The 13,942-nt window shown below is 34.5% G+C and carries 9 protein-coding genes; 4 read left to right on the top strand and 5 right to left on the bottom strand.

What is annotated here, in order from left to right; all coding sequences use genetic code 11:
- Nucleotides 1-6: 6 nt before the first annotated feature.
- The 4 genes from Q0772_RS05120 to Q0772_RS05105 all read right to left on the bottom strand — a co-directional run bounded on the left by Q0772_RS05120 (nucleotide 7) and on the right by Q0772_RS05105 (nucleotide 4,725).
- Nucleotides 7-1,398 (bottom strand): DUF1800 domain-containing protein, encoded by a 1,392-nt coding sequence (locus Q0772_RS05120; protein WP_298341044.1) that lies wholly within the window; start codon nucleotides 1,396-1,398, stop codon nucleotides 7-9.
- 140 nt (nucleotides 1,399-1,538) lie between these two features.
- Nucleotides 1,539-2,072: a hypothetical protein gene (locus Q0772_RS05115; RefSeq protein ID WP_298341042.1), complete on the bottom strand. Its 534-nt coding sequence runs from the start codon at nucleotides 2,070-2,072 to the stop codon at nucleotides 1,539-1,541.
- Nucleotides 2,073-2,097: 25 nt separating this feature from the next.
- The gene (locus tag Q0772_RS05110; protein ID WP_298341040.1) at nucleotides 2,098-3,033 is read right to left on the bottom strand and encodes an OmpA family protein; all 936 of its coding nucleotides are present in this window, start codon (nucleotides 3,031-3,033) and stop codon (nucleotides 2,098-2,100) included.
- Between the two features lie 138 nt (nucleotides 3,034-3,171).
- Nucleotides 3,172-4,725 (bottom strand): aldehyde dehydrogenase family protein, encoded by a 1,554-nt coding sequence (locus Q0772_RS05105; RefSeq protein WP_298341038.1) that lies wholly within the window; start codon nucleotides 4,723-4,725, stop codon nucleotides 3,172-3,174.
- A gap of 121 nt (nucleotides 4,726-4,846) precedes the next feature.
- Here Q0772_RS05105 and Q0772_RS05100 point away from each other — a divergent pair, with 121 nt between their 5' ends.
- Nucleotides 4,847-5,896, top strand: coding sequence for an isoaspartyl peptidase/L-asparaginase (locus tag Q0772_RS05100; protein WP_298341036.1), 1,050 nt, complete (start codon nucleotides 4,847-4,849; stop codon nucleotides 5,894-5,896).
- Here the strand turns inward: Q0772_RS05100 and Q0772_RS05095 are convergent.
- The gene (locus Q0772_RS05095) at nucleotides 5,893-6,402 is read right to left on the bottom strand and encodes a CAP domain-containing protein (RefSeq protein ID WP_298341034.1); all 510 of its coding nucleotides are present in this window, start codon (nucleotides 6,400-6,402) and stop codon (nucleotides 5,893-5,895) included. The genes Q0772_RS05100 and Q0772_RS05095 overlap by 4 nt on opposite strands.
- Before the next feature lie 267 nt (nucleotides 6,403-6,669).
- Here Q0772_RS05095 and Q0772_RS05090 point away from each other — a divergent pair, with 267 nt between their 5' ends.
- The 3 genes from Q0772_RS05090 (at nucleotide 6,670) to Q0772_RS05080 (ending at nucleotide 13,900) form a co-directional block, all read left to right on the top strand.
- A complete protein-coding gene (locus Q0772_RS05090) occupies nucleotides 6,670-12,240 on the top strand; it encodes an MG2 domain-containing protein (protein WP_298341032.1) in 5,571 nt (1,856 codons plus the stop codon).
- A 163-nt stretch (nucleotides 12,241-12,403) separates the two neighbouring features.
- Nucleotides 12,404-13,270 carry a PIN domain-containing protein gene (locus Q0772_RS05085; RefSeq protein WP_298341030.1) on the top strand — a complete coding sequence of 289 codons (867 nt, stop codon included), beginning with the start codon at nucleotides 12,404-12,406 and terminating at the stop codon, nucleotides 13,268-13,270.
- Between the two features lie 309 nt (nucleotides 13,271-13,579).
- Nucleotides 13,580-13,900 (top strand): antibiotic biosynthesis monooxygenase, encoded by a 321-nt coding sequence (locus Q0772_RS05080; protein ID WP_298342415.1) that lies wholly within the window; start codon nucleotides 13,580-13,582, stop codon nucleotides 13,898-13,900.
- The last annotated feature ends 42 nt before the right edge of the window (nucleotides 13,901-13,942 follow it).

Below are 13,942 nucleotides of genomic sequence, written 5' to 3'. Positions count from 1 at the left end.
GATAAATTAGCACATTTGGTATTCGGGTAACGACATAAGTTGTATGCAATACTCGTGTTTAGATAGTTTAGCCAAAGATTGCAAATATGCTTTTGCATCTTTAGTTACGGGTTGCGCTAAAATATGAGGATCCATATCTTGTAAAGCTACGTTTTTAAAGTGCTTTTCAAAATGATTCCAATTGGTTTGCGTGTTAAAACGCTTGCCGTATTTTTTCTTGAACTGTTCTTTTTTTTGAGTCATTATAGCGTCTTGTTTTCCTTCTTTAACATTTGAAATATAAGCGTTGTTTAATAATAATGATGGGAGTTTTAAACGCAATACAATAGTGTTACTATCAATCCAATTTCTACCACCTTTCCAACCTGCTACATTTGGAGGATCTAATAATGTTTGTCCTAACAATCGTTGAATCTGTATAACTTGCTTTTTGTTTTTAAAAGTAACCGGAACTGTTTGTTTTAAACCAACTAAAAATTCTATGGGCGATTTAATTTTTGTGCCTATATTTTTGTCGTCGTAAAACCAATCAGACATTAAAACGAATTGCATTAATTTTTCAATATTGTAGTCTTTATAAAACACATCGGTCATGGCATTTACATGTCCATCATCTACCTGATCATTAACAAAATAACGATATACTTTAGTACAAATGTATTTAGCACATTGGCGTTCTTTTAATATGATATCTATGATATCTTCTCCAGTAAAATTTCCAGTGTTTCCAAAAAAAGTTTTATCGGTATAATCGTGTTGGCGTTTTTTAAATACAAATTCGCCTTTTAAATTATGACTATAGCCCGTAAAAGCTCTCGCGCTTTCTTTAATATCGTCTTCAGTATAATGGCCTTCTCCTAAGGTAAATAATTCCATGAGTTCACGGGCAAAATTTTCATTAGGCTTTTGTTTTCTATTTTGCTTGGTGTTAAGGTATTTTGTCATCGCCGCTTCTTTAGAAATAGCATTTACAAAATCTCTAAAGTTCCCTAAAGCATGGGTTCTAAGTGTATTGTTGAAGTTTTGAATGTAAACTATACTATTGTCTTTACACACAAAATGGTTCGCCCAGAACAAAGTCATTTTCTCACGAAGTAATTCTGATGTGCTTGCTAATCGGTTAATCCAAGACACATTAAGTTCTACTTGTTTTTTTCTACTTATTTTCTGTAATTTTCGGCGTGTTTCATTATCTATTTTAGTACCACTCATCATCATACCACCAAAAACATCTTTGATCTCAGAAATATCTACTTCTAGTATGGTGTACGTTTTAGAAGCCTTAATTAAATCATTTACATTGTGCTTCTTACTTTTTGTAGCTACCTTTTGAAGTGTTGAAGGTAATATTCCAAAACCAATGCGTCTATACAAATGCTGAATGTGCTTTTCTTTCATGGCTTAAAAAATTAAAACTAAACTATCATAATAACCTCTTAGACTGAATAGTATCAAAAAGGTTTAATCTTTCATTGAATATACAAAAAAACCGTTTCATTACTGAAACGGTTTTTTCTTTAGTATTAATTTACAATATGTTATTTTCCACCATCGAGCTCATCTTGCCATTTTAAAAGCTGCTTCCAATTTCCTTCATAGGCCATTTTAGCTTGCTCTGGCCATGTACCAGGGTTGTGCATTTTAAAACGATCTCCTCCAGACCTTAAAACGTCTTGACATTTTTCAATGGAACATTCAGAAAGAGATTTCCAAGTTGTAACATCATGGTTGAGGAATAGCTCTTGGATTTTTGGACCAATACCTTCAACTACCGTTAAATCGTTTTCTTTTATTTTTTTACCAAATACGGCTTTGGCTGCGGCTGCATCAAAAGCTACAAGCGTTCCTGTACTAGCAGCTGTTAATGAGGATGCTAATGAAGCTTGTGTCGTTTTTAAATCACTTTCTAAAGACACTCTACTTTTTCTACAAGCTTCTAAATCCGCTTGTAATTTTGCAATTCTATCTTCACAATCATTATCATTACCGCCTCCTAAAAGTTTTCCTAATAAGTATCCTAAAATTGCACAAATTGCACCAACTAATAATGGAATTAATATACACCAATTCATAATTTTATATTTTTATATTTTTAATTTAGTTAATTGTTATTACTGTTCTTCTGTTTTCTGCTTTACCTTCATCTGTTGCATTATCTGCAATAGGTTCTGTTTGTCCTTTAGATGATGTTTCAATATTGCCCTCTAAAATACCATTTCTAGTTAAGTAGCCTTTGGCAAAATCTGCACGTTTTAGTCCTAATACAACATTGTTTGCAGCATCTCCTGTATTATCTGTATGCCCAACCACTTGAATCTTTACTCCTAATTTATCGACACAATGCGAAATATCTGCAATTTTTTGACGTTGCTCTGAAGATAAGTTAATGGCAGCTTGACCGGTTTTAAAATGAAGTACTAATGGGTTTGCTCTAACTGCATCACAGACCTTTTCCAAAGCTTCCATGTATGAAGCATCTGATGCATCTGTAGTTAGTATTCCAAATTCAAGAGGCCCAAATAATGTGCTATTTACATCTGGATTAATATCATTATTTAACTTACCATAAGTATCTATTTGTTTTGAGGGTATATCGTGTAATACCAAATAGTTTTTAACCGAATTTGCGCGTGCTAATCCTAAATTTGGATATGCAGAATTATTAACTTCATCGCTTTTATAAAACCCTGTAATTTCAATATCTTTTGAAGGGTTTGCTAATAAATAATCTTTTAATTTTAAAACACCTTTATCAACATCTTGTGATACTGGATCTAGAATTGAAAAATTAGAAGTTTTGAAATTGAAATTGTCATTCATTTTAATGTTAAAGTCGCTGTTGGCGTCTTTAATCATAAATGCATTTCTGGTTGCATCTTTAATTTCTGGAGTTACTGCACTTTTAGTCTCATCTTTTTTGTGTCCACAACTTTCTTGACCACAGCATATACTGCAACAAAGAAAATAATACAAAATTGTCCCGAGAATAATAGTGAGTATAATTCCTAAAAGATAGGATGTTTTTTTACTCATCTTTAAATAGTTTATGGTTAATAAAATTATAAGTGCTTACAATATAACACTTTAAGCTCATACAGTAAGAACCATAAAACAAAAAAAGTCACATTCTAAGAATGTGACTCTATAAAAATTGAGTAAAATCATTTACCTTTATAAATCAAATTTAATCCCTTGAGCTAAAGGTAACTCTGTAGTATAATTAATAGTATTAGTTTGTCTACGCATGTAAATTTTCCAAGCATCAGAGCCTGATTCACGTCCGCCACCAGTGTCTTTTTCACCTCCAAAAGCACCACCTATTTCTGCACCAGATGTTCCAATATTTACATTGGCTATTCCACAATCTGAACCTTGAACAGATAAGAATCGTTCTGCTTCACGTAAATTATTTGTCATAATAGCAGAAGATAAGCCTTGAGCTACTTCATTTTGAATATCAATTGCATTTTCAATATTACCAGAGTATTTTAATAAATATAAAACTGGTGCGAATGTTTCGTGTTGTACAATCTCAAAATGGGGTTTTGCTTCTGCGATTGCTGGTTTAACATAACAACCACTTTCGTAACCTTCTCCTGAAAGTACACCACCTTCTACTACAATATTTCCACCTTCTTTAACTACGTTTTCTAAAGCCTGATTATACATATCTACTGCATCAACATCAATTAAAGGGCCTACATGATTGTTTTCATCTAAAGGATTTCCAATATGTAATTGTTTGTAAGCATCAGCCACAGCGTTTTTTACTTTATCATAAATCGATTCATGAATAATTAAACGACGTGTAGAGGTACAACGCTGACCTGCAGTACCAACAGCACCAAAAACAGCACCAATCACTGTCATTTTTATATCGGCGTCAGGGGTTACTATAATAGCATTATTGCCACCTAATTCTAAAAGTGATTTTCCTAAACGCCCCGCAACTTCTTTAGCCACAATTTTACCCATTCTAGTTGAACCAGTTGCAGATATTAATGGTATACGTGTATCCTTCGTCATAAATTCACCAACACTATAATCCCCATTAATCAAGCATGAAATACCTTCTGGTAAATTATTTTCAGCAAAAACTGCAGCAGCAATATTTTGACAAGCAATCCCACAAAGCGGTGTTTTCTCAGAAGGTTTCCAAACACAAACATCACCACAAATCCAAGCTAAAGCTGTGTTCCACGCCCAAACTGCAACTGGAAAATTAAATGCTGAAATAATGCCTACAATACCAAGAGGATGATACTGCTCGTACATACGATGTCCAGGGCGCTCAGAATGCATGGTTAGTCCGTGTAGTTGTCGTGATAACCCAACAGCAAAATCGCAGATATCAATCATTTCTTGTACTTCACCTAAACCTTCTTGATAGCTTTTACCCATTTCATAAGACACCAATTTTCCTAGGGCTTCTTTCTTTTCGCGTAATTTATCTCCAAATTGGCGTACAATTTCTCCACGCTGTGGTGCTGGCATAGTTCTCCAAGTTTTAAATGCTGAAGTTGCAGCATCCATCACTTGCGCATAGTCTTCTTTTGTAGTCGTTTTTACTTTTCCGATAAGTTGTCCATCTACTGGCGAATAACTTTCAATACTACCCCCATTAGAAAAATTATTTGACCCCGTAGATGTGCCTTCATTAATAGGTTTTACACTCAAAATTTCTAGTGCCTTATCTATACCAAAATCAGTCGCTATTTTATTCATTAATTATTGATTTATTAAATATGATAAAATTATTTGCGAATATACTAATAAAATGTTGTTTTTATTGAAATTAGTTAATGATAAAATTAGTAACTTTAGTTGCTAAACTTAAAGCTAAGTCATGAAAAAAATTACAGCTACTATTGCCATTATTTTTACTCTATATTCATGTAATAAAGAAGTTAAAGTTGTTGAAAAACCAATAGTCAAAGCATCTGAAAAGGCAGCGTTTTCCATCGTGATACATGGCGGTGCTGGTTTTATTAAAAGGGACAATATTTCTCAAGAAAAAGAAGCAGCATATCGTCAAAAATTAGAAGAAGCGATTCGCGTAGGCTATAACATCTTAAATAATGGTGGCACTAGCATAGATGCAGTACAAAATACGATTAACATTTTAGAAGACTCACCTCTTTTTAATTCTGGCAAAGGTGCTGTTTTAACTAACGAAGGCACTTGTGAACACGATGCTTCTATAATGGATGGTAAAACTTTAAATGCAGGTGCATCAGCAGGGACAAAAACGGTAAAAAACCCGATTAATTTGGCTAGAGCCGTTATGGAACACTCACCACATGTGATGCTTGCTCGTGAGGGTGCAGAAACTTTTGCTCAAGAACAAGGACTAAAAATTGTAGAGCCCTCCTATTTTCATACAGAAAAAAGCCTAAAAGCTTTAGAGCGTGTAAAAGCGTCTGAAAACACAAAAGTAGCCTCTTTTTTTGATGCAGATATTCAAAACTCAAAGTTTGGAACTGTAGGGTGTGCCGCTTTAGATAAACATGGTAATTTAGCAGCAGGCACCTCAACTGGCGGTATGACCAATAAACGTTGGGGACGCATTGGCGACTCTCCCATTATAGGCGCAGGCACTTATGCCAACAACAACACTTGCGCTGTTTCTAGCACAGGTTGGGGCGAGTATTTTATTCGTGGTATGGTCGCTTACGATATTTCTGCACTTATGGAATATAAAGGACTTTCTCTAAAAGAAGCTTCAAAAGAAGTGATTCAAAATAAATTACCTACTATTGGGAACGGCAAAGGTAACGGCGGTATTATAGCCATTGATAGCGATGGCACTATTGCTATGGAATTTAATACACCTGGAATGTTTCGTGCCACAATGGATGATAAAGGTACATTGTATATCGGGATGTTTAAAGACTAAGCATTATTATCAGGTCTTTTCTTTAAAAATATCTGAGTAAAATAATAAACGCCAGCATCATTTTTTACAACACCAATGCCTATGTGGGTAAAATCGCCTTCAATATTTTTTCTATGACCAGGGCTATTCAACCATGCAGTCATTACTTCTTGCGCCGAACGCTGCCCAAAAGCTACGTTTTCACCAGTTCTTGAGGCATTTTCCTCATCAATTAATCTATCAGAACGTTGGTTAAAATCATCATGACTAATATCATTTTGGGCAATCATATACTCCGTATGTTCGTTGGCTAAGTTGGTTGCCAAAGTATTGGTTTCTAATGTGTTTTCACCTATACTTAATCTATGGTCATTTACTATCTGTAAAATTTCATCGGCTATAGTAAGAATTTCAGCTTTTGCAATAGCCTCTTCATTAGTCGTATCATCTTTAGAACACGATGTCGCAGCAATTAATAATGCAAAACAAATAAGAATTAAGTAGGTTTTAGAATAGTAGGTTTTCATAATATCAATCATTTGGGTACATGAAATATACGGTTATCCCATATTCGTAGATGTATAAAACCCTAAAAATCGTCTGCTTTTATTAAAAACGGGCAATTCATCGATAATTTTCCACAAAAGACATAACAATACCAATTCATAAAAAACCTTAAGACTTATTTAACATCTCCAAAAGACTAAATAGCAATTCCTAAACGTAATTTAATTAACGGGATTCTACCTACGCTTTCGTTTTTTAGTTAATTTGTTCATTTAAATCTATTCTTCATGTCATTCAAAAAACTTCTTGCTGTCGTAACGGTTATTGTACTAGTATTTTCCTGTAAAAAGAAAGTTGTAGAAACCGATAATCTTTTCAAATTTCGAGATTATATTAGTTATACCACATCAGGAATAACCTCAGTGGCTAGTCCTATTCAAATTAATTTAGCAAACGAAGTTGAAGACTGGGAAATGGGACAGGAAATAACCGATAAAATCGTAATCATAAAACCTCATGTTGAAGGTAAATTAACGGTAGCCAACAAACACACCTTACTTTTTAAACCCGATGAACATTTAGAACCCGATACGGAATACACGGTTGTTGTGAAGCTAAATGACATCTATAAAAATATGCCAGATGGGTTTAAAGATTATACGTTTCAGTTTAAAACCATCACGCCTAGTTTTAATATTGAAACTAATCATTTACAATCGTACAGCAAAAATTGGCAATACCTTGAAGGGGTTATAAAATCGGCAGATATTATTTCAATTGAAGATGCCAAAACATTAGTTGAAGCCTCCCAAAATGGCAAAAAATTAGCATTGGTTTTTAATGAAGCAAATAAAAGTTCGAAGTATTTTGAATTTAAAATTGATAGTATTAATCGTAAAATTGAAGACGACAACATCCTTGTAAAATGGAATGGAAAATCTATTGAAGCAACTAATGAAGGCGAAAACACTATTTTAATTCCTGGTATAAATAACTTTACGATTGTTGAAACTAATGTCACGCAATCTCCAGAACAGCATCTATCCATTAACTTTTCAGACCCACTTAAAAAACAACAAAATTTTGATGGTTTAGTCTCCATTCAAAAAGTAAAGAATCCAAAATATGTAGTCGATGGAAATGTTCTTAAAGTGTATCCTGACAGTAAATTAGTGGGTAATATTCAGGTAGATGTATTTCAAGGCATCAAAAATACTGAAGGTTATAAATTGAAGAAACCATTTTCTGAAACCATAGCTTTTGAAGATTTAAAACCACAAGTAAAACTAATTAGCAACGGTAGTATTCTACCAAATTCTGAGCAATTAAAATTCAATTTTGAAGCCGTTAATTTAAGTGCAGTTGATGTTCGTGTGATTAAAATATTTGAAGATAATGTACTTCAGTTTTTGCAAGACAATAACTTAAATAGCAACAATAAATACGACATAAAAAAAGTTGGAAGACGCATTGCAAAACAAACCATTCAACTTCAAACTGCAGCAGAAAATACAGGAAAATGGAAAGTCTATAGCATCGATTTATCAAAGTTTTTTAAAGCTGATGCTGGCGCTATTTATCGGGTGGAATTAAGTTTTGATAAACGTTATTCGTTATACGATTGTGAAGCCAATGCAGGTGTTTCAACTTCTAGAAACGATGATTATGATGACTATTACGAAGAAGATTACTATGAAGGCGATTACGCTGAAATAGATAGCGAAAATGAAGACTTACTTGAGGAAGCTTATTGGGATAACAAAGCCTATCGTTACAAAAATTATGTTTACAATTGGCGCGAAGAGCAAAACCCATGTCATGATGCCTATTATAACGAGCGTAAAATAGTGTCTCAAAATTTATTAGCTTCAAACTTGGGCGTTATTGCAAAACAGGGCGCTAACAACTCGTATTATTTTGCGGTTACCAATATTTTAAACACCAATCCAGAGGCTGGTGCAAAAGTTGCTATTTACAATTTTCAGCAGCAAGAATTGGCAAGTAGAACTACGGACGAACAAGGTTTAACTTTGATTGATTCCGATAAAAATGCAGCATTCGCCATCGTTTTAAAAGAAAAAAACACTACGTATGTTAAACTTCATGATGGAAACTCGTTGTCGCTTAGTAAGTTTGATGTGTCCGGACATCGCTTACAACGCGGGCTTAAAGGTTATATTTATGGCGAACGTGGTGTTTGGCGACCAGGAGATACTTTGCATTTAACGTTTATGTTGAATGACAACGCTAATAAACTTCCAAAAAGGCATCCAGTAAAACTTGAAATAACCGATCCTAACGGGAAATTGGTATACAAAAACGTTACCGCAGACCACTTAAATAACTTCTACAAATTTACCGTACCATCATCTTCAGAAGGCAAAACAGGAAACTACAACGCCAAAGTTTCTGTTGGAGGAGCAACCTTTTATAAAGGTTTAAAAATTGAAACCGTAAAACCTAATCGATTAAAAATTAAGGTCGATTTTGAAAACGAAATCCTTTCAAATAACGAACTATTAAAAGGCGATTTGGATGTAAAATGGCTTCACGGAGCTCCAGGAAAAAATTTAAAAGCTGAGATAAAAGCGAAATTCACTTCTGCTTATACCGCTTTTGAAAACTATAAAAATTACACGTTTAACGACCCTACACGAAAATTCAATACAGAAGAAATTAAAGTGTTTGAAGGGAAAGTAAATGAAGAAGGTTTAGCGTCAATCAACAAAAAACTCAATGTTGGGAAGAATGCACCAGGGATGCTGAATGTTCAATTTTTAGTCCGTGCGTTTGAAAATGGTGGCGATTTCTCCATGGACGCTTTTACCAAAAAATATGCGCCTTATACATCTTTTGTTGGATTACAATCCCCAAAAGGAAAAGCCTATGGCTCATTTTTTACAGATGAAAACCAAACCTTTGACGTAGTGGTGGTTGATGAAAATGGCAAGCCTATAAAACGCAACAACCTTGAAGTGAAGATTTATAAAGTGGAATGGCGCTGGTGGTGGAATTCGTCTTACGATGATTTGGCGAGTTATGTGTCAAGTAGTTATCACAGACCTTATAAATCTCTAAAAATAAACACAGATACTAACGGTAAAGCTAATTTCAATGTGAAAATTCCAGACAACGATCGTGGGCGCTACCTCATAAGAGTATCCGATCCTGTTAGCGGTCACGCCACAGGAAGAACCGCATATTTCTATAAAAACTGGTGGCAAAAAGCACCATCATCTGATAAAGAAGCAGCTAAAATGTTAGTCTTTTCAGCAGATAAAGAAAACTATAATGTAGGCGAAACAGCTAAAGTGACATTTGCTTCAGGAAGTGAAGGGCGTGCTTTGGTAAGTATTGAAAATGGCACCGAAGTTTTGGATTATAAATGGGTGAAAACGAGTAAAGGTGAAACTACTGTTGATATTCCAATCAGTAAAGAAATGGCTCCAAACGTATTTGTGAATATTTCATTATTACAACCGCATGCTATTACGGCTAACGATTTACCAATTCGATTATACGGTGTCATTCCAATTATGGTTGAAAACCCAGACACGAAATTATATCCTGAATTAAGCATGCCAGATAAGCTACGTCCAGAACAAACTTTTGAAGTGAAAGTCTCTGAAAAAAACAACAAAGCGATGACTTATACTATTGCCATGGTTGAGGAAGGGCTACTAGATTTAACCCGATTTAAAACTCCAAATGCATGGCATGAGTTTTATAAACGTCAAGCACTTGGTGTAAAAACTTGGGATGTTTTTGATGCTATTATTGGTGCGTATTCAGGAAGTATCGACCAAGTATTTGCCATTGGTGGCGATGGAAGTGCTGCAGGTGGCAAAAATAAAAAAGCGAATCGTTTTAAACCTGTGGTTACGTATTTAGGGCCTTTTAAATTGGATGCTGGAAAAACAAAAACCCATCAAATAAAATTACCAAATTATATAGGTTCTGTTCGAACGATGGTGGTTGCTGGAAATAATGATAATGAAGCTTATGGAAGCACCGACAAAGCAGTTGAAGTTAAAAAACCGTTGATGGTTTTAGCAACGCTTCCGCGGAAATTAAGCCCAGGCGAAAAAGTAACCTTACCCGTTACCGTTTTTACTATGGAACCTAAAGTAAAAAACGTAAATATCAGTTTGAAACTGAGTGATGGAATTTCAATTGTGGGAGAAAATACTAAAACACTTTCTTTTGCAAAACCTGATGAGCAAATGGCGTATTTTGAATTGGATGTAAGTAAAGCCAAAGGCATTAATACTGTTGAAGTGATTGCGACAGGAAATGACGAAAAATCCACTTATAAAGTAGAATTGGATGTTGTGAATACAAATCCAATAACTTCAAAAGCTTTGGACAAAACATTGGCAGCAAATGCATCTGAAACGTTAGACTTTTCAACGTTTGGGGTTGCTGGAACAAATTCGGCTACTGTTGAGTTTTCAACCTTACCTCCGATGGACTTTTCAAGACGCTTACAGTATTTAATTCGTTATCCGCATGGGTGTGTAGAGCAAACCACATCGAGTGTGTTTCCACAGTTATTTTTAGCTGATATTTTTGATTTGACTTTTGATAAAAAGAAACAAATTCAAACGAATATTGAAAATGGCATCAAACGTTTAGGGCATTTTCAACGTGCTCATGGTGGACTCAGTTATTGGATTGGAGAAGCTAGTGCCAACGATTGGGGAACGAGTTATGCAGGACATTTTATGATTGAAGCCGAAAAGAAAGGCTACGTGTTACCACTAACGTTTAAGAGCAATTGGTTAATGTACCAAAAGCAAGCCGCTAGAAATTGGCGACCAAGTTATCGCACTTATAATTCGGATTTAGCACAGGCTTACAGATTATATACTTTGGCTTTGGCTGGTAGTCCGGATTTAGCAAGTATGAACCGACTTAGAGAATTCTCTGAAATTTCGAATGAAGCCAAATGGCGATTGGCAGCAGCTTATGCTTTGGCAGGACAAAAAGAGGCTAGTGACAAGATTTCGCAATCGGCAAATATTAATTTTAAACCTCAGCGTTATAATTATTACACCTATGGCTCAGTAGATAGAAACCGTGCGATGGCTCTAGAAACTATGGTGTTGACTAAAGATTCTAAAATGCGAGCACTTGCTGAAGACATTGCTAGAGATTTATCAAGTAACCGATGGATGAGCACTCAAACTACAGCGTATAGTTTATTGGCCATGGCAAAAATGGTAAACGCTAATGGTGGAAAAGCTTTAAACCTAAATTATACCATTAATGGAAAAACCGAAAGTATAGACACCAAAAGTGCGATTGCACAACGAGATTTAAACGTAGTTGAAGGCACAAACAATTTAGTATTTAAAAATGCTAAAGACAATGTGGTTTATGTAAGAGTATTGAATTCTGGAAAATTACCACTTGGGCAAGAATTGGTTGAGTCACGTGGGCTAAGTGTATCGGTGCAATACAAAGATTTAAAAGGGAATACAATTGATGTTTCTAAACTCATGCAAGGACAAGATTTTGTGGCTACGGTTAGCGTAAGTAATTTGAAAAATGCATCGGTTAATGATGTAGCATTAACTCAAATTTTTCCATCGGGTTGGGAAATTGTTAATACCCGTTTTACAGCTTTTGGAAGCACAACAACAAGTGCTGCAAGACATACCGATATTAGAGACGACCGTGTGAATTTCTATTTTGATTTACCTAAAAAAGGAAAACACAGTACCAAAACCTTTAATGTGATGTTGAATGCCTCTTATTTAGGTACATATTATTTACCTGGAGTACAAGCTGAGGCGATGTATGATGATGAGTTTTTGGTTAGGACTAAAGGAAAATGGGTTGTGGTTGAGAAGTGATAAATTCCTGCGACTTGTGCTGAACTTGTTTCAGTAAAGCAGGAATCTTACCCAAGATATTACACCATTGAATAACTTGACTTTGTCAGAAAAAAATGATAAATTCGTTTGACAATCGATAAAGTTCATTGAAACGGAACTTTATCTTTGCGTTGTAAACAATATGAACAAAAACCTGTCCTACATAGAAAAGCTTGAGGAGCAAATTGATAATATCGGACTTATTATAGATGAAATGTTAGACAATTCTTCTATTTATTATCACGACATAAATGCAAATAGCAACGTTTTAGTTATAGGAGCAAGCTCATATCATTGGGACAAAAAAGATGAAAAGAATCAGATTAAAGCTAAAAGTAAGTACCTTGATTTCTATAGTAACTTTAATCTTCTAATCGACAAAGCAAATCCTAGTACTAAAAGAAAAATAAAAGAAGTAAATAATTGGATTATCAACCTGATTGAACAAAATAGAGCGCCATCTTCAATAGAAAATGGAAAAAGCTATTATAGAAAGCAAACACAAACTTTTAAAGACTTCTTAAAACTTTTAAGCAGTGAATCTAATAAAACGATAATCTTACCCGATACAAATTCTATAATCCAATATCCTGAACCTAAAACCTATTCTAACATTTCTTCAACAGAAAAATTTGACTTTATCATTTTACCAACAATTCTATCCGAGTTAGACAAACATAAAATGACCCACAGAAATGATGACTTTCGAAAAAAAGTCACCTCTGTAATCAAGAGGTTAAAAGGATATAGAAAACAAGGAAATGTATTAGATGGTGTTACTGTAAACAAAACAATTACGGTAAAAATGATTGCAACTGAACCAAATTTTGAAAAAACTTTAAGCTGGATTGATTCCAAAAATAATGATGACAGAATTATAGCTAATGCTTTAGAATTACAGATTTGCTATCCTGGAGACAGCGTAATTTTCGTAACATCGGATATCAATCTACAAAATAAAGCTCAACTAGCGAATTTAACAGTATTCGACACAGACGAGTTAGAATAAATACTGTGTACAACACCATATAAAATTAATGGCTAGTCCTCGCGGATTTTCTATCTGGTGTTTATTGGCTAAATTAGGTGCTTAAACAAGCCACTAATCTTATACATAAACGCTAAACGAACCTCTCCAAAAATAAATCCAACTCTAATTTTAAAAAACAAGTTAGCAGATAACCCGCGTTAGGGATTGCAGTGGATAGCCCACAGCTTTTGCGCCCTAGCGCAGAAGCGAGGACTTGTAACGGAAAGCCCGACCCTTGTGGTAACGCCCAAATGATTTATCTTAACGCTTAAATTAAGTTAAAGAATGATGAAACAAACTTTTAAACCATATTACGCCGTTATTTTCACGTCTACTCAAAATAAAAACATTGATGGTTATTCTGAAATGGCCAATAAAATGGAACATTTAGCGAAACAACAAAAGGGCTTTCTAGGAATAGACAGTGCAAGAAATGAGGTTGGTATTACCGTAAGTTATTGGGAAACTTTAGAGGATATCAAACTTTGGAAACAACAAAGTGAGCATTTGGAAGCGCAACAAAAAGGAAGAGTAGATTGGTACAGTTGGTATAATGTGAGAATTTGTAAAGTTGAACGCGAATATGAATTTCTAAAAAATGAATTATAAAGTTATCTTAAAATACATCTAAACAGCGTTACTAATAGTATA

Origin of the sequence: uncultured Algibacter sp. (assembly GCF_947490405.1) — a bacterium.
Taxonomy (GTDB): domain Bacteria; phylum Bacteroidota; class Bacteroidia; order Flavobacteriales; family Flavobacteriaceae; genus Algibacter_B.
Note: the sequence above shows the minus strand (reverse complement) of the source record. Positions and strands in the feature narration are given on the sequence as shown.

Excerpts from the sequence above, each read along its gene's own strand:
- Q0772_RS05115 (WP_298341042.1), bottom strand. The coding sequence starts at position 2,072 with ATGAATTGGTGTATATTAATTCCATTATTAGTTGGTGCAATTTGTGCA.
- Q0772_RS05120 (WP_298341044.1), bottom strand. The coding sequence starts at position 1,398 with ATGAAAGAAAAGCACATTCAGCATTTGTATAGACGCATTGGTTTTGGA.
- Q0772_RS05085 (WP_298341030.1), top strand. The coding sequence starts at position 12,404 with ATGAACAAAAACCTGTCCTACATAGAAAAGCTTGAGGAGCAAATTGAT.
- Q0772_RS05095 (WP_298341034.1), bottom strand. The coding sequence starts at position 6,402 with ATGAAAACCTACTATTCTAAAACCTACTTAATTCTTATTTGTTTTGCA.
- Q0772_RS05100 (WP_298341036.1), top strand. The coding sequence starts at position 4,847 with ATGAAAAAAATTACAGCTACTATTGCCATTATTTTTACTCTATATTCA.
- Q0772_RS05105 (WP_298341038.1), bottom strand. The coding sequence starts at position 4,725 with ATGAATAAAATAGCGACTGATTTTGGTATAGATAAGGCACTAGAAATT.
- Q0772_RS05090 (WP_298341032.1), top strand. The coding sequence starts at position 6,670 with ATGTCATTCAAAAAACTTCTTGCTGTCGTAACGGTTATTGTACTAGTA.
- Q0772_RS05110 (WP_298341040.1), bottom strand. The coding sequence starts at position 3,033 with ATGAGTAAAAAAACATCCTATCTTTTAGGAATTATACTCACTATTATT.
- Q0772_RS05080 (WP_298342415.1), top strand. The coding sequence starts at position 13,580 with ATGAAACAAACTTTTAAACCATATTACGCCGTTATTTTCACGTCTACT.